Source organism: Klebsiella sp. BDA134-6 (assembly GCF_015601345.1).
Taxonomy (GTDB): Bacteria; Pseudomonadota; Gammaproteobacteria; order Enterobacterales; family Enterobacteriaceae; genus Klebsiella; species Klebsiella grimontii.
Window position 1 is genome coordinate 4508936 of record NZ_CP064784.1, and the last position, 20658, is coordinate 4529593.

Annotated in this window: 21 protein-coding genes, 1 other RNA gene and 1 pseudogene; 11 read left to right on the forward strand and 12 right to left on the reverse strand. The window is 48.3% G+C overall.

Annotation, left to right across the window (positions count from 1 at the left end; all coding sequences use genetic code 11):
• Positions 1 to 23: 23 nt before the first annotated feature.
• The 6 genes from IYV58_RS20750 to ffh all read right to left on the reverse strand — a co-directional run bounded on the left by IYV58_RS20750 (position 24) and on the right by ffh (position 4179).
• A complete protein-coding gene (locus IYV58_RS20750) occupies positions 24 to 461 on the reverse strand; it encodes a DUF2946 domain-containing protein (protein WP_139529795.1) in 438 nt (145 codons plus the stop codon).
• A gap of 119 nt (positions 462 to 580) precedes the next feature.
• Entirely contained in the window at positions 581 to 928 is a 348-nt protein-coding gene (gene rplS / locus IYV58_RS20755; protein ID WP_004104634.1) for a 50S ribosomal protein L19, read from the reverse strand.
• A gap of 39 nt (positions 929 to 967) precedes the next feature.
• On the reverse strand, positions 968 to 1735 hold the full coding sequence (gene trmD / locus IYV58_RS20760) for a tRNA (guanosine(37)-N1)-methyltransferase TrmD (RefSeq protein ID WP_123828923.1): 768 nt from the start codon (positions 1733 to 1735) through the stop codon (positions 968 to 970).
• Between the two features lie 45 nt (positions 1736 to 1780).
• Positions 1781 to 2329 (reverse strand): ribosome maturation factor RimM, encoded by a 549-nt coding sequence (rimM, locus tag IYV58_RS20765; protein WP_004123774.1) that lies wholly within the window; start codon positions 2327 to 2329, stop codon positions 1781 to 1783.
• 18 nt (positions 2330 to 2347) lie between these two features.
• A complete protein-coding gene (gene rpsP, locus IYV58_RS20770) occupies positions 2348 to 2596 on the reverse strand; it encodes a 30S ribosomal protein S16 (RefSeq protein ID WP_004123777.1) in 249 nt (82 codons plus the stop codon).
• A 215-nt stretch (positions 2597 to 2811) separates the two neighbouring features.
• Positions 2812 to 4179, reverse strand: coding sequence for a signal recognition particle protein (gene ffh, locus IYV58_RS20775; protein ID WP_004123779.1), 1368 nt, complete (start codon positions 4177 to 4179; stop codon positions 2812 to 2814).
• 164 nt (positions 4180 to 4343) lie between these two features.
• Between ffh and IYV58_RS20780 the strand changes: the two genes are divergently transcribed.
• Together IYV58_RS20780 and IYV58_RS20785 are read left to right on the forward strand one after the other, a co-directional pair.
• A complete protein-coding gene (locus IYV58_RS20780; RefSeq protein WP_087829087.1) occupies positions 4344 to 5135 on the forward strand; it encodes a cytochrome C assembly family protein in 792 nt (263 codons plus the stop codon).
• A gap of 18 nt (positions 5136 to 5153) precedes the next feature.
• On the forward strand, positions 5154 to 6443 hold the full coding sequence (locus IYV58_RS20785) for an HlyC/CorC family transporter (RefSeq protein WP_004123790.1): 1290 nt from the start codon (positions 5154 to 5156) through the stop codon (positions 6441 to 6443).
• A gap of 64 nt (positions 6444 to 6507) precedes the next feature.
• Here the strand turns inward: IYV58_RS20785 and grpE are convergent, their stop codons facing one another.
• Positions 6508 to 7098, reverse strand: a complete 591-nt coding sequence (gene grpE, locus IYV58_RS20790; protein ID WP_004123793.1) for a nucleotide exchange factor GrpE — start codon at positions 7096 to 7098, stop codon at positions 6508 to 6510.
• A 124-nt stretch (positions 7099 to 7222) separates the two neighbouring features.
• Here grpE and nadK point away from each other — a divergent pair, with 124 nt between their 5' ends.
• From nadK to bamE, 3 genes are all read left to right on the forward strand, one after another.
• The gene (gene nadK, locus IYV58_RS20795; RefSeq protein ID WP_004123797.1) at positions 7223 to 8101 is read left to right on the forward strand and encodes an NAD(+) kinase; all 879 of its coding nucleotides are present in this window, start codon (positions 7223 to 7225) and stop codon (positions 8099 to 8101) included.
• Between the two features lie 86 nt (positions 8102 to 8187).
• The gene (recN, locus tag IYV58_RS20800) at positions 8188 to 9849 is read left to right on the forward strand and encodes a DNA repair protein RecN (RefSeq protein WP_049114045.1); all 1662 of its coding nucleotides are present in this window, start codon (positions 8188 to 8190) and stop codon (positions 9847 to 9849) included.
• A 147-nt stretch (positions 9850 to 9996) separates the two neighbouring features.
• Positions 9997 to 10338: an outer membrane protein assembly factor BamE gene (gene bamE / locus IYV58_RS20805; RefSeq protein WP_004123807.1), complete on the forward strand. Its 342-nt coding sequence runs from the start codon at positions 9997 to 9999 to the stop codon at positions 10336 to 10338.
• Positions 10339 to 10404: 66 nt separating this feature from the next.
• Here bamE and IYV58_RS20810 read toward each other — a convergent pair whose 3' ends face one another.
• Together IYV58_RS20810 and IYV58_RS20815 are read right to left on the reverse strand one after the other, a co-directional pair.
• Positions 10405 to 10695, reverse strand: coding sequence for an RnfH family protein (locus IYV58_RS20810; RefSeq protein WP_004123815.1), 291 nt, complete (start codon positions 10693 to 10695; stop codon positions 10405 to 10407).
• Complete coding sequence (locus IYV58_RS20815; RefSeq protein ID WP_004123817.1) at positions 10685 to 11122, reverse strand: type II toxin-antitoxin system RatA family toxin; 438 nt, start codon at positions 11120 to 11122, stop codon at positions 10685 to 10687. The genes IYV58_RS20810 and IYV58_RS20815 overlap by 11 nt, the downstream gene beginning before the upstream one ends.
• Positions 11123 to 11271: 149 nt before the next feature.
• Here IYV58_RS20815 and smpB point away from each other — a divergent pair, with 149 nt between their 5' ends.
• From smpB to IYV58_RS20840, 5 genes and pseudogenes are all read left to right on the forward strand, one after another.
• The gene (gene smpB, locus IYV58_RS20820; RefSeq protein ID WP_004104655.1) at positions 11272 to 11754 is read left to right on the forward strand and encodes an SsrA-binding protein SmpB; all 483 of its coding nucleotides are present in this window, start codon (positions 11272 to 11274) and stop codon (positions 11752 to 11754) included.
• Positions 11755 to 11898: 144 nt separating this feature from the next.
• Positions 11899 to 12262: a transfer-messenger RNA gene (gene ssrA, locus IYV58_RS20825) on the forward strand.
• Positions 12263 to 12428: 166 nt separating this feature from the next.
• Positions 12429 to 13671, forward strand: a pseudogene (locus tag IYV58_RS20830) (integrase domain-containing protein).
• Between the two features lies 1 nt (position 13672).
• Positions 13673 to 14314, forward strand: a complete 642-nt coding sequence (locus tag IYV58_RS20835) for a hypothetical protein (protein ID WP_195729228.1) — start codon at positions 13673 to 13675, stop codon at positions 14312 to 14314.
• 345 nt (positions 14315 to 14659) lie between these two features.
• A complete protein-coding gene (locus tag IYV58_RS20840; RefSeq protein ID WP_195729229.1) occupies positions 14660 to 15247 on the forward strand; it encodes a hypothetical protein in 588 nt (195 codons plus the stop codon).
• A 293-nt stretch (positions 15248 to 15540) separates the two neighbouring features.
• Here the strand turns inward: IYV58_RS20840 and IYV58_RS20845 are convergent, their stop codons facing one another.
• From IYV58_RS20845 to IYV58_RS20855, 3 genes are read right to left on the reverse strand one after another with little or no spacing between them, the layout of a single operon-like run.
• Positions 15541 to 17895: an AAA family ATPase gene (locus IYV58_RS20845; protein WP_195729230.1), complete on the reverse strand. Its 2355-nt coding sequence runs from the start codon at positions 17893 to 17895 to the stop codon at positions 15541 to 15543.
• Complete coding sequence (locus IYV58_RS20850) at positions 17879 to 18583, reverse strand: ABC-three component system middle component 1 (RefSeq protein WP_142446794.1); 705 nt, start codon at positions 18581 to 18583, stop codon at positions 17879 to 17881. The genes IYV58_RS20845 and IYV58_RS20850 overlap by 17 nt, the downstream gene beginning before the upstream one ends.
• On the reverse strand, positions 18567 to 19883 hold the full coding sequence (locus IYV58_RS20855) for an ABC-three component system protein (protein WP_142446795.1): 1317 nt from the start codon (positions 19881 to 19883) through the stop codon (positions 18567 to 18569). Before IYV58_RS20855 ends, IYV58_RS20850 begins: the two co-directional genes overlap by 17 nt.
• A gap of 547 nt (positions 19884 to 20430) precedes the next feature.
• Here IYV58_RS20855 and IYV58_RS20860 point away from each other — a divergent pair.
• On the forward strand, positions 20431 to 20646 hold the full coding sequence (locus IYV58_RS20860; RefSeq protein ID WP_195729231.1) for an AlpA family transcriptional regulator: 216 nt from the start codon (positions 20431 to 20433) through the stop codon (positions 20644 to 20646).
• Positions 20647 to 20658: the final 12 nt, after the last annotated feature.

The following is a 20658-nucleotide window of genomic DNA, read 5'->3' on the forward strand; positions in this document are numbered from 1 at the left end:
TGCGCAGTGCGCAGGTTGTTTTTTTATCTAAGGGGGAAAGCAGACGGAAGAGGCGGCGCTCGGGTAAGGGGATAAAGCCAGGGAAAGTAATGCCAGTGTTTGTTCACCGGTCGGCTAACAGGCACTCGCTGGCGTCGAAGCACCATAGCAAGCAACAACACCAGCGCGAAGATAAAGCCTGGCACGTGAGCTAAGAGCACGCAGTAGCCGCAGGCTTCAGCATGATCGAGCGGCACGCCGTGCGAGCGTTGCGGCGTCGAAGCGTCGGTGTGCATCATCGTCATCTGATGTGATGGCGCATCTTCCGCCATCGTCATCATTGCGTGGTGCATTCCGCTCATCGGATCTTTTTGCAAAGCGACTGAGATCAACGGCGCCACCACGATCAGCGCGATCGCAAACAGCGCCAGCCATGCGGCTCGCCGTTGAGATGCTGATTGATGAAGAATATTGCTGACCACCGCCCCTCCAAATGAGGGCCGTATTGTAAATGATTCACAATAAAATGGTTAAAATAAAGATAAAAAAGGGCCAGCCCATCAGGCCAGCCCTCTCATTCAGGATGTCGCGAAAGCGAATCTTAGTTAAGACGCTCTTTGATACGAGCAGACTTACCGGTACGCTCACGCAGGTAGTACAGTTTAGCTTTACGTACAGCACCACGACGTTTGACAGAAATGCTGTCAACTACCGGAGAGTGAGTCTGGAAGACACGCTCAACGCCTTCGCCGTTGGAAATTTTACGAACAGTGAATGCAGAGTGCAGACCGCGGTTACGAATAGCGATAACCACGCCCTCGAATGCCTGCAGACGTTTTTTGGAACCTTCAACAACCCATACTTTCACTTCCACGGTATCACCCGGACGGAAGGAAGGTACGTCCTGCTTCATCTGTTCTTGTTCAAGTTGCTTAATAATGTTGCTCATAATTTAATCTCTTATCCTGGGTAAACTGATATTGGGGGCTTACGCTATCCCATCATGTTTATGCTGCTGTTGCGCGAGTTCCTTTTTGAACTCCGCCAGCAACCTTGCTTGCTCTTCAGTCAGAGCCAGGTTTTCCAAAAGTTCAGGTCTTCTAAGCCAGGTCCGGCCCAGCGACTGCTTCAGACGCCAGCGACGTATCTCAGCGTGGTTTCCCGACAGCAATACTGGCGGTACTTCCATACCTTCTAACACTTCAGGGCGCGTATAGTGAGGGCAATCCAGCAATCCTTCAGCAAAAGAGTCCTCGATTGCTGAAGCTTCATGACCCAGAACCCCCGGAATAAACCGGGAAACGGAATCAATCAGCGTCATTGCCGGTAGCTCGCCACCGCTGAGAACATAATCGCCGATTGACCATTCTTCATCAATCTCGGTCTGAATTACGCGCTCATCTACGCCTTCGTAACGACCGCACACCAAAATCAGCTTCTGATTGGTTGCCAGTTCGCTGACGCCCGCTTGATCAAGCTTGCGTCCCTGAGGTGAAAGATAAATCACCTTTGCGCCTTCACCTGCCGCGGCTTTTGCTGCATGAATGGCATCCCGTAAAGGTTGTACCATCATTAACATCCCCGGTCCGCCGCCGTAAGGACGATCGTCCACGGTACGGTGCCGGTCATGAGCGAAATCACGAGGACTCCAGCTCTGGATGCTCAGCAGGCCATTTTTTACTGCCCGGCCAGTTACCCCGTAATCGGTAATTGCGCGGAACATTTCAGGAAACAGGCTAACGATACCTATAAACACAAGCCAATCCCCATAGTGCCGTTTTTTACCGTTTATCCGGAGAATTTAAAAACCAGGATCCCAATCTACTTCGATAGTACGAGTAGCGAGATCGACTTTCTTGATAACCTGCCCATCGAGGAACGGAACCAACCGCTCCTTGATACCAAATGCATCTTTCAGGTTTGCCTTGATGACGAGAACGTCATTAGATCCAGTTTCCATCATGTCGATGACTTTACCGAGACCATAGCCTTCAGTGGTCACTACCTGGCAGCCCATCAGGTCTTTCCAGTAATAGTCACCCTCTTCAAGCGCAGGCAGCTGCGATGAATCCACGACAATTTCGCAATTAGTCAAAAGATTCGCTGCATCGCGATCGTCAATGCCTTTCAGCTTAATGACGATATCCTGATTGTGGTGGCGCCAGCTTTCCAGCTCAACAACCTGCCACTGACCCGCCTTCTGGATAAACCAGGGCTGATAGTCAAAAATGCTTTCGGCGTCTTCGGTGGAGGAAAACACTCTGAGCCAACCACGGATACCGTAGGAAGAACCCATCTTGCCCAATACAATCGGTTCAACAGGTGCTTGTGCGGTGTGTTGCTTGCTCATCATGACCACCGTGACAGATTAAGCTGCTTTGTTAGCGGCTTTGATCAGCGCAGCTACGCGATCGGAAACAGTAGCGCCCAGGCCAACCCAGTGAGCGATACGATCCAGATCCAGACGAGTTCCTTCTTCGGTCGCAGAAGCGATCGGGTTGAAGAAACCAACGCGCTCGATGAAGCGACCGTTGCGTGCATTACGGCTGTCGGTAACAACAACCTGGTAGAACGGACGCTTTTTCGCGCCGTGACGTGCTAAACGAATAGTAACCATAACATCCTCTTGTGTGAATAAAACACCGGGCCCCATCGAGGAACGGAGCCCGGTGTCATATTAAAAGCCCGAAAATTTTACTGATTTCTGGGGAAATTGCAATCAGCAGTTATAAACTCTGCCGTGGAAGGCCCCCTAAATGGGGTAACTGAGCCAGAGCGCGCCAACAATGGGTAAAAAAAGAAGCGCGCCCCGACAGCAAAATAGCGACGATATTATCGCCCGCCGGGGAACCCAGGCGGCATCATACCTTTCATTCCGCGCATCATCTTCATCATGCCGCCTTTCGACTTCATCTTCTTCATCATGCGCTGCATATCATCAAACTGTTTGAGCAGACGGTTCACATCCTGCACCTGCATTCCGCAGCCTGCGGCGATGCGGCGCTTACGCGAACCTTTAATAATTTCCGGTTTGGCGCGCTCTTTCAGCGTCATCGAGTTGATGATGGCTTCCATACGCACCAGCACTTTATCGTCCATCTGCGATTTAACGTTGTCCGGTATCTGTCCCATGCCCGGCAGCTTGCCCATCAGGCTGGCCATACCGCCCATGTTTTTCATCTGCCGCAGCTGTTCAAGGAAATCGGTGAGATCAAAACCGTCGCCTTTTTTCAGTTTGGAAGCCAGCTTTTCAGCCTGCGCGCGGTCAACCTTACTTTCGATATCTTCGATCAGCGACAGAACGTCGCCCATGCCGAGAATACGGGAGGCGATACGGTCCGGATGGAACGGCTCCAGCGCTTCGGTTTTCTCGCCAACGCCAAGGAATTTAATCGGCTTACCGGTGATATGACGAATCGACAGCGCCGCACCGCCGCGGGCGTCGCCGTCCACTTTGGTCAGCACCACCCCGGTCAACGGCAGAGCCTCGTTAAACGCTTTCGCCGTGTTCGCCGCATCCTGGCCGGTCATCGCATCGACAACAAAGAGGGTTTCTACTGGATTGAGAGACGCATGGACCTGCTTAATCTCATCCATCATCGCTTCATCAACGTGCAGACGACCGGCAGTATCCACCAGCAGCACGTCGTAGAATTTGAGCTTCGCTTCCTTCAGCGCGGCATTCACGATATCAACCGGCTTCTGACCTACGTCAGACGGGAAGAAATCAACGCTAACCTGCTCGGCCAGCGTTTCCAGCTGCTTGATCGCCGCAGGGCGATAGACGTCAGCGGAAACCACCAGGACTTTCTTCTTGTGCTTTTCACGCAGGAACTTACCCAGCTTAGCGACGCTGGTGGTTTTACCCGCCCCCTGCAAACCGGCCATCAGCACCACGGCTGGCGGCTGCGCGGCTAAATCCAGCGCCTGGTTCTCCTCGCCCATCGCGGCAACCAGTTCGTTGCGCACAATTTTGACGAACTCCTGGCCCGGGGTCAGGCTTTTGTTGACTTCATGACCTACCGCGCTTTCTTTTACGCGGTTGATGAAGTCACGTACCACAGGCAGAGCAACGTCCGCCTCCAGCAGCGCCATACGCACTTCGCGCAGGGTATCTTTAATGTTGTCTTCAGTAAGGCGTCCGCGGCCGCTAATGTTGCGCAGCGTACGCGACAAACGATCGGTTAAATTATCAAACATTGTCTCTCGCCTGAGGTGGAAACGGTCGGTCGCCGCAGCGACACAAAAACGGAATGGGCGCAGTATAACACGACATAAACGCGAATGTGCTGCAACGGTTGGAGCCAGAGTCGCGTGACGCTATACTGCTTCTCTTTACTATTTAGTCAACAGTCGACGCCCATATGCCTGTTTTTGCTCTACTCGCTCTTGTCGCGTACTCCATCAGCCTCGCGCTGATCGTCCCTGGTCTGCTGCAAAAAAACAGCAGTTGGCGGCGGATGGCGATTCTTTCCGCAACTATTGCGTTGATTTGTCACGCCTTCGCGCTGGAGTCACGCATTTTTCCCGGCGGCGAAAGCGGGCAAAACCTCAGTCTATTAAACGTGGGATCGCTGGTCAGCCTGATGATCTGTACGGTGATGACCATCGTCGCATCGCGTAATCGCGGCTGGCTATTGCTGCCCATTGTCTACACCTTCGCCTTAATCAACCTCGCGTTCGCGACCTTTATGCCGAACGAGTACATCACGCATCTGGAAACCACGCCGGGGATGTTGGTCCATATCGGCCTGTCGCTCTTTTCTTATGCTACGCTGATTATCGCTGCGCTTTACGCTCTGCAGCTGGCGTGGATTGACTATCAGCTGAAGAATAAAAAGTTGACCTTCAGTAGCGAAATGCCGCCGCTGATGAGCATTGAACGTAAAATGTTCCATATCACCCAGATAGGCGTGGTGCTGTTAACCCTGACGCTGTGCACCGGGTTGTTTTATATGCACAACCTATTTAGCGCGGAAAACATTGATAAAGCAGTACTGTCTATTATTGCGTGGTTTGTTTATATCGTCCTGCTTTGGGGCCACTATCATGAAGGGTGGCGCGGACGCCGGGTCGTCTGGTTTAACGTGACTGGCGCAGGACTGTTGACGCTGGCCTACTTTGGTAGCCGCGTATTGCAACAGTTAATGAGCTAAGTCTTTAAGGAATCCCAAGTGGAACATATCTCCACCACCACGCTGATCGTGACGCTGATCGTCATGGTGGTTATCTCCGCCTATTTCTCCGGTTCAGAAACCGGCATGATGACGCTAAACCGCTATCGCCTGCGTCATTTGGCCAAGCAGGGCAATCGTCAGGCAAAACGCGTCGAAAAGCTCCTGCGCAAGCCTGACCGTCTCATTAGCCTGGTTCTCATTGGTAATAACCTCGTCAACATTCTTGCCTCGGCGTTGGGTACCATTGTAGGTATGCGCCTGTACGGCGATGCCGGCGTCGCCATTGCCACCGGCGTCCTGACGTTTGTGGTGCTGGTGTTTGCCGAAGTGCTGCCAAAAACCATCGCGGCGCTCTATCCAGAAAAGGTGGCCTATCCCAGCAGCCTCCTGCTCGCGCCGCTGCAAATACTGATGATGCCGCTGGTGTGGTTGCTCAACACGATTACCCGCATTCTGATGCGCATGATGGGCATTAAAACCGACATCGTGATTAGCGGGGCATTAAGCAAAGATGAGCTGCGCACTATCGTTAATGAATCACGTTCGCAAATCTCCCGGCGCAATCAGGACATGCTGCTCTCCGTCCTGGACCTCGAGAAAGTCAGCGTTGACGACATCATGGTTCCGCGCAACGATATTGTCGGTATCAATATTAACGACGACTGGAAATCCATCGTCCGCCAGCTGACCCACTCTCCACACGGGCGCATCGTGCTGTACCGCGACACGCTGGACGATGCCATCAGCATGCTGCGGGTACGCGAAGCTTATCGCCTGATGACCGAGAAAAAAGAGTTCACAAAAGAAGTCATGCTGCGCGCCGCCGATGAAATTTACTTCGTGCCGGAAGGAACGCCGCTCAGTACGCAGCTGGTGAAATTCCAGCGTAATAAAAAGAAAGTGGGTCTGGTCGTTGATGAATATGGCGACATTCAGGGGCTGGTCACGGTTGAGGATATCCTCGAAGAGATCGTCGGCGATTTTACGACTTCAATGTCGCCTACGCTTGCTGAAGAGGTGACGCCGCTTAATGATGGCTCAGTGATTATCGATGGAACCGCCAACGTACGGGAAATCAACAAGGCATTTAACTGGCATCTCCCGGAAGATGAAGCGCGAACCATTAACGGTATCATCCTGGAAGCACTCGAAGAGATCCCCGCTCCGGGTACCCGCGTACGCATCGAACAGTATGATATCGATATTCTTGATGTTCAGGAGAATATGATCAAACGGGTGAAGGTGATGCCGGTTAAACCCATTCGCGAGAGCGTGGCTGAGTCATAGCCCCCCTGCGGGCTGGCAGAAGGAAATAGAAAAACGGCCACCTCACGGTAGCCGTTTCGCTTATTTACTTCGCTTTCGCGACGGTGACCATCGCCGCGCGAATAGTACGACCGTTCAGGGTATAACCCTTTTGCATAACGCCCAGCACGTTGCCTGGCGCGACGTCTTCGGACTCAACCATCGCAATGGCCTGATGGACGTTCGGATCCAGCGGCACGTTCGTATCGCCAATCACTTCCACGCCGAACTTACGTACCACGTCGAGCATGGACTTCAGCGTCAGTTCGATGCCTTCAACCATCGGCGCCATATCCGGGTTAGCTTTATCAGCGACTTCCAGCGCGCGATCCAGGCTGTCGATGACCGGCAGCAGCTCGTTGACGAATTTTTCCAGCGCAAACTTATGCGCTTTTTCGATATCCAGCTCGGTACGGCGGCGCAGGTTATCTTCATCGGCTTTCGCACGTAGCAATACTTCACGTTCGCGCTTCTGCGCTTCAGCAAGCTGAGCTTCCAGATTCGCAATTTTTTCATCGCGCGGATCCACCTGCTCAGCCGAAACCTCAGGCTCTACCGCCTCAACGTCGTCGTGCTGCTCCGTGATAATTTCTTCCGGGGCTTGCCCCTCAGGCGTTTTCTGTTCTTTACTACTCATGAATTTCTCCGCGTTTTTTTCGCATTCATCTCGCTAACTTCGCTTATTATGGGGATCAGTTTCCTGGTTTCAAGGGAACGCGGCCAGATTGTCACTATTCATTTAACGCAAGGACATCCAGATCATGAAGAACCACTTCAAGTGTATAGGCATTGTGGGACACCCTCGTCACCCAACCGCGCTGACCACACATGAAATGCTCTGGCGCTGGCTGTCCGGCAAAGGTTATGAAGTGCTGGTTGAGCAGCAAATAGCGCATGAACTTCAGCTCAGCAATGTCAAGACCGGGACGTTGGCCGAAATTGGCCAACAGGCAGATCTGGCCGTCGTGGTTGGCGGCGATGGCAATATGCTCGGCGCAGCCCGTACGCTGGCGCGCTACGACATTAACGTTATTGGGATTAACCGCGGCAACCTCGGTTTTCTGACCGATCTCGACCCGGATAACGCGCTACAGCAGCTTGCCGATGTGCTTGAAGGCCACTATATCGCCGAAAAACGCTTTCTGCTGGAAGCTCAGGTGTGTCAGCAGGATTGTCAGAAGCGCATCAGCACGGCAATTAATGAAGTTGTCCTGCACCCCGGCAAAGTGGCGCATATGATTGAGTTTGAAGTTTACATTGATGAGGTATTTGCTTTCTCTCAGCGCTCCGATGGCCTGATTATCTCCACGCCCACCGGCTCCACGGCTTATTCACTCTCTGCTGGAGGGCCGATCCTCACGCCTTCACTGGATGCGATCACCCTGGTCCCCATGTTCCCGCATACGCTCTCGGCACGCCCGCTGGTGATCAATGGCGACAGCACCATTCGCCTGCGCTTTTCTCAACGCTGTAGCGACCTTGAAATTAGCTGCGATAGCCAGATAGCGCTTCCAATTCAGGATGGTGAAGATGTGCTGATTCGCCGCTGTGATTATCACCTCAATCTCATCCACCCAAAAGATTACAGCTATTTCAACACATTAAGCACCAAGCTTGGCTGGTCGAAAAAATTGTTCTGATTTTATAGCCAGCCCCTTTACTGGATAAAAAACCAGATTATACTGTACGAAAACACAGTAATGGTTTTTCATACAGGAAGGCAGCTATGTTGGCACAACTCACTATTAGTAATTTTGCTATTGTTCGTGAGCTTGAAATCGATTTTCACAGCGGTATGACCGCCATTACCGGCGAGACCGGCGCCGGTAAATCGATCGCTATCGACGCGCTGGGGCTGTGCCTCGGTGGTCGGGCGGAAGCCGATATGGTGCGCAGAGGCGCCAACCGGGCTGATTTATGCGCCCGCTTCTCCCTGAAAGACACACCTGCCGCTCAGCGCTGGCTGGAACAGAACCAGTTGGAAAGCGGGCGTGAGTGTTTACTTCGCCGCGTCATCAGCGCTGACGGCCGCTCTCGCGGTTTTATTAACGGCACGGCAGTCCCTTTATCCCAGCTTCGCGATCTGGGTCAACTGCTTATCCAGATCCACGGCCAGCACGCCCACCAGTTGCTGACTAAACCCGAACACCAGAAGACGCTGCTTGATGGCTATACTGGTGAGTATGCGCTTACTCAGCTAATGGCAGAGCGCTATCGTCAGTGGCATAAAAGCTGTCGCGATCTGGCGCAGCATCAGCAGCAAAGTCAGGAGCGCGCAGCCCGTGCGGACCTGCTGCAATATCAATTAAAAGAGCTAAACGAGTTCAACCCGCAGTCGGGCGAATTCGAACAAATTGATGAAGAATACAAACGTCTGGCTAACAGCGGTCAGCTGCTGACGACCTGCCAGCATGCGCTGACGGTACTGGCAGACGGCGAAGAATCCAACCTGCAGAGTCAACTGTACGCCGCGAAGCAGCTGGTCAGCGAGCTGGCAGGTATGGACAGTAACCTCTCCGGGGTACTCGATATGCTTGAAGAGGCGTCTATCCAGCTTAGCGAAGCAACGGACGAACTGCGCCATTATCACGATCGCCTCGATCTCGATCCGAACCGCCTGTTCGAGCTGGAGCAGCGTATATCCCGACAGATCGCCCTCGCGCGGAAGCACCAAATCACGCCCGAAGAGCTTCCTGACCTTTACCAATCCCTACTGGAAGAGCAGCGTATGCTGGATGATAGCGCCGGTTCTCTGGAATCTCTTAGCCAACTGGTCGTTGAGCATCATCAGCTGGCGCTGGATACGGCAAAGCAGCTGCATGCCCTGCGCCAAAATAGCGCCGATGAATTGACTCAGCTCATTACGGAGAGTATGCACTCACTCTCGATGCCGCACGGTGTGTTCGCCATTGATGTCGCGTTTGATGAGCGCCACCTTACGGCTGAAGGCGCGGACCATATCGAATTCCGCGTCACCACTAACCCGGGTCAGCCGCTGCAGCCGATTGCTAAAGTTGCCTCCGGAGGCGAGCTGTCACGTATTGCGCTGGCGATTCAGGTCATCACCGCACGTAAGATGGAAACTCCGGCGCTGATTTTCGATGAAGTGGATGTCGGCATCAGCGGCCCTACGGCGGCAGTCGTCGGTAAACTACTGCGTCAATTAGGCGAATCAACCCAGGTAATGTGCGTTACCCACTTACCGCAGGTTGCCGGTTGTGGACATCACCATTTCTTCGTCTGCAAGGAAACGGACGGTGAAATGACCGAGACGCATATGCACCCTCTGGATAAACGCGCTCGTTTGCAGGAACTGGCCCGCCTGCTGGGCGGTAGTGAAGTCACTCGTAATACCCTGGCAAACGCGAAAGAGTTGCTTGCCGCCTAAACTTTTTGATTTTCACAGAGTCATAGTGAACAGCAAATTGCCGATAGACCTGCAGCCGAAGGTTCCCAACCGGGCAAAGGTCTATTATCATCGGCATATTACAGATGAGCCACGTACTGCTCGGGCCCAAAAAGGAATCAAATCACTATGCGCTGTAAAATGCTGACTGCTGCCGCAGCGGTTCTTCTTATGTTGACCGCAGGCTGTTCCACTCTGGAACGAGTGGTTTACCGTCCTGACATCAACCAGGGAAACTATCTGGCACCAACCGATGTAGCAAAAATTCGTGTCGGCATGACGCAACAACAGGTTGCCTATGCTCTTGGTACCCCGATGATGTCAGATCCGTTTGGCACCAATACCTGGTTCTACGTTTTCCGTCAGCAGCCTGGGCATGAAAAAGTTACCCAACAGACGCTTACCCTGACCTTCAACAGCAGCGGTGTGCTGACCAACATTGATAACAAACCTGCCCTGACGGCGGAGTAAGGCTATCAATATGCAAAAAGCGCTCAATGAGCGCTTTTTTTTATCTCTGAGCTTTGTGCGAAACGGTTACTTTCCCGCGCTTTTCTCAGCCCGCTGGCGACGCAGCTCTTTAGGGTCTGCAATCAGCGGCCGATAGATCTCTACTCGATCGCCATCGTGGACCCGATCCTGAAGCTTCGCCGGGCGGCTATAAATACCCACTTTGTTCTTCGCCAGATCGATATCATCACGTAACGCCAGAAGACCGCTGGCCACGATCGCCTGCTCGACCGTCGCGCCCTCTTCCAGCTTAACGCGTTGCAGATACTGCTTTTCCGGCAAGGCGTAGGCAACTTCAACGATGATGTTAGCCGACACTGTAAACCTCTTTTGCCCGCGTCGTAAACGCTTGCACCATATTCATGGCCAGCTCTTTGAAGATACGACCAAACGCCATTTCAATCAGCTTATTGGTGAATTCAAAATCGAGATGAAACTCAATTTTGCACGCTTCCGGGCTTAAGGGGATAAACTTCCAGCCGCCAATCAGCTTCTTAAACGGACCATCGACCAGACTCATGAGAATACTCTGGTTACTGGTCAGCGTATTTCGCGTTGTGAAGGTCTTGCTGATACCTGCTTTGGAGACGTCAACCGCCGCGGTCATTTGCGTCGGACCGAGCTCCAGAACCCGGCTACCGGTGCAGCCCGGCAGAAAATCAGGGTAGGACTTCACATCATTTACCAGTTGGTACATCTGTTCCGCACTGAACGGCACGAGGGCGGTACGGCTAATCTGAGGCATAGCAGGTTCCACATATAAACACGGTGTAAATAATATCATTTATCTGCTGCTAAAAAAAACGCTGTACCGCAACTCGTGCTAAGATAGCCCATTACGCCTCGCGGGAAGATTGAGGTACGACTGTTTTAAGACGATGACTTCAGGATACTATGACTAAGAAAAAAGCCCACAAACCTGGATCAGCCACCATTGCGCTGAATAAACGCGCCCGTCATGAATACTTTATTGAAGATGAATACGAGGCTGGTCTTGCTCTGCAGGGATGGGAGGTAAAATCTCTCCGTGCTGGTAAAGCCAATATTGGTGATAGCTATGTCATTTTGAAAGATGGCGAAGCCTATCTGTTTGGCGCCAACTTTACGCCAATGGCTGTTGCTTCCACTCACTACGTCTGCGACCCGACGCGTACCCGTAAGCTTCTGCTCAACCAGCGTGAACTGGATACCCTGTACGGGCGTATCAACCGCGAAGGTTACACTGTGGTCGCTCTTTCTCTGTACTGGAAAAATGCCTGGTGCAAAGTCAAAATCGGCGTAGCAAAAGGTAAAAAACAGCACGACAAGCGTACCGATATCAAAGACCGCGAATGGGCAGTAGATAAAGCCCGAATTATGAAGCACGCGGGTCGTTAACACCCCATCCCATCAGGGTCAGTTTTGCTGACCCTGGCGCTATATTGTTGTTGATGCTGATTTTTCACCCAACCTGACGCCTTAATCCTCGAAACGAGGGCTGGTAAGCGCATTCATAAATCTGTTATACTCAACGTACACATTGGGGCTGATTCTGGATTCGACGGGATTTGCGAAACCCAAGGTGCATGCCGAGGGGCGGTTGGCCTCGTAAAAAGCCGCAAAAAAATAGTCGCAAACGACGAAAACTACGCTTTAGCAGCTTAATAACCTGCTCTGAGCCCTCTCTCCCTAGCTTCCGCTCTTAAGACGGGGATCAAAGAGAGGTCAAACCCAAAAGAGATCGCGTGGAGGCCCTGCCTGGGGTTGAAACGTTAAAACTAATCAGGCTAGTCTGGTAGTGGCGTGTCTGTCCGCAGGTGCCAGGCGAATGTAAAGACTGACTAAGCATGTAGTACCGAGGATGTAGGAATTTCGGACGCGGGTTCAACTCCCGCCAGCTCCACCAAACATTCATTCATGATGCATCATGAACCTTAAAAAAGCCTGTAACTTCAACGAGTTGCAGGCTTTTTTGTTGCATGTGTGGCCATGATCTCTGTATGAATCTTGAGCATTATGTATCTTGTTTTGCACCGCGTTGCCAGAACGCTAAAAAAACAAGGTGCAAAAACATGCCTAAGGTATTGAAATCCCTAACCAATACCGAGATCGCTGCCGCCAAGCCGCAGAAGACCGAGTATATGCTGCGCGATGGCGACGGACTGGCGTTGTTGATTAAGCCATCCAGCAGAAAGATCTGGTACTTCGAATACACTCCCCCGGCGCTGAAAAAACGGACCAAAATCAGCATTGGCCCCTACCCGGTAGTCACCCTCGCCATGGCGCGAGATTTCAGGTTGCAATACCGGCGTTTACTGGTGCAGGGCATTGACCCGCAGGCCCATCTGGAGCAGGTTGCAGAGGAGCAACGACTCCAGAATGAATGCACACTGGAAAAAGTTGCGGAGCAGTGGCTCAAAGAGAAGAAGCGGACCAGCGATCTTAGCGAACGCCAAAGATGTCTGGCGTTCGCTGGAGATGCACGTCTTCCCTTCTCTGGGTAATACGCCCGTCACTGAGATCCGCCCGAAGATGCTTAAGGAACACCTCACACCGCTGGAAGAACAAGGCATCCTCGAAACGCTGCGCCGGGTTATCTCACGGCTCAATGAAATCTTCCGCTTCGCCATCTCTGAAGAGCTCATCGAGTTCAATCCAGCTGACAACCTGGTCGCCCGCTTCAAGAAACCGAAAAAGCAGAACATGCCCGCCCTTCACCCCAGTGAACTGGGCAGACTAATGCTGGCGCTACAGAACGCCTCTATCCGCAAGGAAACACGCTGCCTTATCGAATGGGAGCTACTGACCTGGGTTCGCCCCGGCGAAGCCGTCAGCGCCCGCTGGTGCGACATCGACATGAAAAAAGCGGAATGGCGCATCCCCGATACCTTTATGAAGATGAATCGTTCGCACACGGTGCCTCTCAGCAAACAGGCGCTGCGCGTTCTTCAGATCATGGAGCCCGTCAGCCGCCATCGTCCGTGGGTGTTCCCCAGCATCCGCAAACCACTGGAGCATATGCACCAGCAGACCGCGAACGCCGCGCTTATCCGTATGGGGTTTGGCGGTGAACTGGTCGCCCACGGCATGCGCAGCATCGCCAGAACGGCGGGCGCAGGTCATTTTCCCCGTGAAGTCCTGGAGTCTGCGCTGGCGCACCAGAAAGAAGACGAGATCGAAGCGGCCTACAACCGCAGCGACTATCTGGAACAAAGGCGACCGCTGATGCAGTGGTGGGGAAACTACGTTGATGCCGCCAGACGGCAGGCGCTGCTCGGTGCAGAAGAACCGCTGCAAATCGTGGAAGGAGAATAATGTGACCAGTCCCATTCGTCAGAATCTGTTTGAACGGGAATGTGATATGCCGCTGCTGGAAGCGCGGCATCTCGCCCTTCTGCTTCTCGGCCTCGATGCTTCCCAACCGGCAAACGCCCTGCCGGAAGAACATCAGGAGAATTACCATATCCTGCACGACGCCATCAGCCGCACCATCAAAGCTACAGGCATGGTCAGCGCCCCGGCGAATAAACGTATGTTCTATGCCGATGAAATGTTCGCGCTGGCCTGGCGGCTTATTGATGACGAACTTACGCCGCCAGAAATTAAGGCCCGCAGCCTGAAGGCGGTGATGAAACTGTCACGCAACAGCCGTGGCCGCAAGTGGCTGAAGACGCTTGGTGATGATGCGCTGCCTGATCTCACTGCTTCCACACAACCTTCTCAGCGTGGGATGCATAAGCGCGACAAGGCGCGGGAGAATACTGCCAGGCTCTGTTGGTTACTGGTTCAACTTCTGGTTGAGGAGACTGACGGACGGTATGGCACGTCTGATAAACCGGCTTCGGATCGGATACTTCGTAAGCTGAAGACGCTGGCTCAGGAGCGGGAATTGCCGTCTGATGGGCTTGGGCGGGGGACGTTTTATGAGGTGTTGAAGATGGGGAAAAATAAAGAGTAGGCTGGCTCCTTAATTGATTTTTATACGGATAAGTATCGATACTACGGCTAAAAAGCTAAAAACGGCGTATAAGAGAAACGCTCTCTAACTCATCTTTTTTGTGTCCTAGATTCTTTTGCTTGTTTCCGCTAATCTCTTGAAAATATGTATTAACACACGTTAACTGACTATACTGACTTTGCTCTTGTACATAAAGAATTGCAGTCGGCCTGATACGAAAATAAGGTGACGATGACATAACATGTATGCTATGTATAAGAAACATAAGTCAATTTTTATTTACATTAAAAATGGACATATTCAATTGGCAAAGCTGAATATGTAAAGAGAATCATGGGGAAAAAGATGAATGATAACGATCTAAACATTCCAGAAATAACTATAGGTGATCACTTACATACCTCTGTAAAAGTGGTTCTTGGTACGGTTCCGTATGCAGGAGGAGCTTTAGCCGAGGTCTTTTCTTCTTTTATAGAATCACCATTCCAGAAAAGGAAAAATGAATGGATGAATAAAGTTGTAAAAGCAATTGAAAAATTACAAAACACTGGCATTCAAATAGAGACATTAAAAGAAAATAAAGCTTTCATATCTGCTGTGTTTTATGCTTCACATTTAGCCATGAAAACACATCACGAAGAAAAATTAAAGTCTTTAAAAAATGCTATCGAAAATGTGGCATTAGAAACTGAGCCAGATGAAGTGCTACAGCAAATATTTTTTAACTATATTGATACTTTCACAGTATTACATATTAAATTACTACAATTTGGTTCAAACCCTAATCCTCCATCAAATATGATGATGGGGTCATTAGATAATATATTTGACAATCAAAATAGAGATCTAAAATATAGCAGATTGTTTATCAATCAGATATGGAAAGAACTATACAATTATGGCCTATTAAATATTGAATCAATGAATACATAGTCATCCTTCGGAGGATTGAAAGAGTCGCACTTAACGGATTTAGGGAAAAGATTTTTAAACTTCATCACCGAAAAAGAATAAATTTATAATTACCTTATTGATTCGAGCATGTCGCCAAATACTATTTTTGAAAAACATAATCTCTATCAGCAACCACTATATTTATTTTAGGGGGAGAAATACTCTCTAAAAATCTGCCAAAGAAGAGCAAGTGTGCAGATAACCATGTTAGCTGTTTAACTACCATTGAGGACTTGAAAGGAACACCGCCTTCTTAGAAGGCGGTGTTCCTCCTATTGCCTGTCAATAACTAAGCGGGCCTGCTCCATGAAGTTGATCCTAGCTGCTGACATACCGAACTTTTTGTATTTATAACGGAAGTAAGCTGACATCCGGTCTTCATGTGTTGACATTATTATCTGTCGGTCTCGGAATTCTGTGCGTAACAAATCAATAAAACCAACAACATTGATTTCATCCAATGTCTGGACTGGATCATCTATAAGCAACAGTGTATGTTTAGCATACCGCTGGTTCAGGGCTAGTGTAAATGAAAGCACTAAAGCTGAAAGTTGGCCTGAGCTCATGGAGAAAACAGCATCATGCTCATGTCCTGGCGTTTCATTGAAAGCGATAGAATTACCATCATTTTCAATGAAAATGCCTAATCCCTGTTGGTAACTTTGCATTAAACGCCCAGAATAGATATGAAAGAGAATTTCAATCTCTTTAACAATAGATTCTAAATATAACCGCTTCTCATCTTCATATATTTTCTTGAGCTTCCTTAGATAATCCCTTTGTCTAGTAGCTTTATTAATAACTAAAGCTGCTTTGTTATACTCCAGTTCGCATTGTGCAATGTAATTAGAAGATGCAAAAGAATGTTGCTGCCTCAAATACGCCTTTTTTAACTCAAATTGGTCAATAGTAATTTGCTTGACAGCATCTACGCTGTTATTGAAGATTTCACTATAAATCTCTTCAAAGTCATCATGAATGCAACTATCATCTACAGTTTTGAACCTTTCACGGACCCGCAATTCAAGTTCATCTAATGTTTTCTGTGTTATAGGTTGAAAATTATCAGATAAAAGGTCCTGAAGGTTAACGCCAGCCATTAATAATTGTTGATAATATTTTTCTATCCACTTGATCTGATCATCTGATAAACTTACCAATTGGCGCTTATACTCAATATTTTCTTTCATTTCATACACAAAAGACTGGAGTGCAGATTCAATTGGTTTCTGATAATTATCCCTGAAATCGGCTAATGTTTGGGAAAAGTAATTATTTTGCTGCGTCGCTAAATTTTCAAGAGATACACGTTGACTTTCAATTCTCTCCAACAATACCTCTTCAGTTGGCCAAGAATATCCACATGTAGGGCAAATATTAGTTGAATCACTATGGGCCTGATACTCTTGAAATGCAATCACTAATTGCTCACGAGTTTGCATCAATTCTACGAGGCATTCCTGAACTTTATCAGTGGTAGCCAACTGTTGTTTAAGTACATCGACCTGTCGCTGAAAATCCTCCTGAGAAATATTTTTTGGGAGAATATCTGCCAATAAAGCAGTGATCACTAGTCGATTATTCCTAATTGACTGTATTACATCTTTAAAGGCATCGCTTAATAACATCGCAGCATCAAAATATGCGAGGTCTACATTCCATTTTTCTCTTTCTTTCAGAGGGAGAATAAACATCAATAATCGTTGCTGCAGTTCTTTTTTAGGGAGAAGTGTATTGACTAACTTAATATTGAGAAGATGATTATTAAAATGCTCAAAATTTTCGATAAAACGGCCTATTCGAAATAATACGTCTTCTGGGGACAACCATTTTTGGAATTGCTGTACATCAAATTCTATTATATCACGATCCCAAGGCTGATCTGTCACCTCTATCATCCTCTTATATGTAACAGAAGAACACTCAGGTATAATCTGCTGTTTCGCCTTTTCCCATTTATCCTTAAGTTGTCGCAGTTCGGAATGTTTCTGTGGATTACATATTTTCCCGATTTTGGTTACTGCCAGCGAGATATTATCAATTTTATTCTGAATATCTCCGATTTCAAACAAATGCGCAATCTGTCCCTGTCTGTCCCTTTCCTTTTGTTTTAATAACCTAGTATTTTCTTCCTGTTCAACATAATGGAACAATTCAAAATCACGTTGATATTGTTCCCCAAGTAAGGTAGAAAGATAAGTATCCTCATTTTGTATCGCTTCATCTCGCTCCGCCTGAAAACTTGCCAACTCATAGAGTGGAAGCCTTAAATCAGCAACACCTCTATGCTGATCCAACTCAGTTTTGCTAGCGGCTCTCTCAAGGAAGCTGCTATCCCCATTTACAACAATTTCTGCACGAATTGAAAGCCAGTCTCCTTCTCTAGCTTGTTTGAACAGCCATGGGCAACCACTCTTCATGCTACGTCGATCCACCGTTAATTCTTCAAGTTCAATATAACGACGGATTTTGCCTGTGAGTAGCAATTCCAAAGCATCAAAGAAAGAGGATTTGCCAAAACCATTAGGACCATCCAGAACAACAAGATGTTCACTTTCAATTTTTAATTCAAGCTTTTCGAAAACTTTAAAATTTCGAACTTCCAAGCGTTTAATGATCATTTTCATAGCCAGCCTCAGACAATTTCTCATCAATCAAAGCCAGCAACTCTTCTGGCAGTATCTCCGGTGACTCAATCTTGTTAACCAAGGAATCAATGGCCAATTCAGTTGCTACAAGTACACCGGGATTATCGGTACGCAGTATTTTTTCTCGAATATTACGTTCTAGGCTAGCTAAATCGGAGCTACCAGAGCTATTAACCTCAATAAAAGGTAGCTTTATTGCTAGCCTGTATAACAAACTTTGCCATCCCCCCTCTAAATAATGTGATTTGTATTCAGTAAAAGTGCTAGGGGTAGTGATTAATTGACGAAAAACAGTCTCAAAACCTTGAGTGACGATTTGTTGTTGAAGTGAATCCAGTTCTTCGGAGGTATAAGGCAGTACATGTTTTTTGAAAAAGTAGCAATCTTCTTCTGCGTGATGAACTAATTTACTTGAGAGTACGTTATTTCTATCAGTGTTCCATGCTATTAATAAGTTTATATTTTTTTCAAGGGCAGGATCAGCTGTGACATTCTTGCACTCATTAAGCCATTTAGCTTGGAATTTAGGTGTTATTACTGGTTCACAATGCATCACCAGCCAGTAATTTTTCTTTCCCGCATTAGAATATTCATACAAAGCTAAGTCAGTATCGGTTTTACGCGTCATACCTTCTGACGCAAACAATTGCTCAATCAAGTTCTGCATCTTTTAGGCTCCTTGGTACATTGTTTAAAGAAACCATTGCAACTCTCTTATAGTTTCCGATACGGTTTTCCCTCAGTAATTCATGGTCTGCGATATCAATACCTTCAGTAGCATCTACTCCTACAATCACATCTGAGATAGATGATCTATCTATAGAGCTAGTGATAAGTGCTCCGCGCTCGAAAAGACATTCAATATCTTCACTAAGTGCCTGTTGCATAATGTCATGACAGATACTTTCCTGATGTTCTACTCCTTGATGTATCCCTGTCGGATAATAGAAACGACCATTATCTAGCCAAGAAAATATAGTACCAGATCCTTCGTTACATGTTGTCTGCACTAATTTCCAAAAAATATTAAACATACCAAGGCGCATTGAATCACGATCAAATGATTCATCCTTAAACTCACTAAGAGTGCTAAAACGACCTTTTTTATGCGGCATCGTGGCGCGTAGGAAAGTTTTCATCCCTTCGATATCTAGCGCTGCGATAGCCGCAAGATAATCGTCTAACTTATTACATGCAGCCTGTGAAAGATCATCATGAAGTTCGCAAAAATCATGGTAGTATGTGCCAATATCAATCTGTAGACGGCTTAAATAAAATGCTTCGTTGTCGTAGGGACCATAATCAGTCGCTTCTATTACTTCATACAATACTGAAAAATCGATAAATTCTGTAGCCGCAATTTCGGTCTGATGGCGAACTGATTGATGAATTTGACTGTGAATCATAATGACTTTTGAATTCACTATTGCTTCAAGTGTATTCTGAATTATTGCGACAAGACTTACTTTCCAAGAGGGTAATCCTGCGACGCGAGAAAACAAGCTGACAAGTTTGTTTCGAATAAACCTGTCCACTTCATCTAATGGACAAAAAGATTGTGTAACATTCCCGTTTACATCAGGAGGAATAGTATAAGTATAAAATCTCACCGGATTATAGTCTGTCGCAAACGTTGGAGGGATATCAGTCACAGCTCGTGCGACATGAAAGTAAGCACATGTCGCTCCTCTTTGCCTTGCATTGTCTCTTTGAGTCGTGATTCCTTCACGATAGGCAGTAAATCGTGTCTCCTTATATGCTTTGACCTGATGCATTGACAAACACTGCTGGCTTCGAAAAATCGCAAAATCATCTTGACTTTCCAGTTGTAATTTCAGATCCCGGTTCACCTCATAATCCAAGGACATCATCTCAAGGCAATGGTACAAAGCTAATTTTCCCTGATAGACAAATCCGCTCCAAGTTGAAATAGCTGTGTGCGGGAAAACCGGAGAAGTTACAGTCATGGGGGTCCCTTAATCACCTAAAACTCACATTAACTGGGACGCACTTTCAAGGACACATCCCTCCCGTTGGCGAGGTCATAAGTATATAACTTATTGGCAAACATAATAATTAGGTATCTGAGCTTACATTGATCTACTTCCTAGATTTACATTTTAATGAAAACCAACCAGCCCTAATACTGAGGTGCAGCATACTTAGCCAGCACCGTAAAGCAATGACCCATATAATTAATTGATTTTAAAACACTATTTTAATTTTTTATCTTTCTCCTCTCATCTAACCGCCTTATGTCAAAAATATTGGGAGTGTTTGTAGTCGTGCGTTGCCATTCGTTAACCTCAGCAGTAAGGGCCAGTTTAAGTAAAAGAAAAATAAAACTGTTTACTTTCATATAATTGTTGAAAGACCATCAGTTCTGGCAGCAAATAAAATATTCCCGGACTCATTACTTTCAATCCGGACTTAACTTTTTCCCCCGGACCTATACCTCCCCTTCCCGTTCCGCGCTATAACCGCTCCGACACTCTGTTCCCGTGAGGTGCAATCATGAAATCCCGTGCTGACAGTAACGATGCTTTTCCCGAAAGCGGCAACGTGCGTATGCGGCAGGTAGTTCAGTTTCTGGCGATGAGCGAATCATCCGTTTACCGACTGATTAAAAACACAGACTTTCCCCGCCCCGTCCACCTCTCTTCCCGACTGGTGGTCTTCGATGCCGCTGAAATCCGTCAGTGGCAACAGCGCCGCACCGCCATCCGTTAATCCACGCTCAGG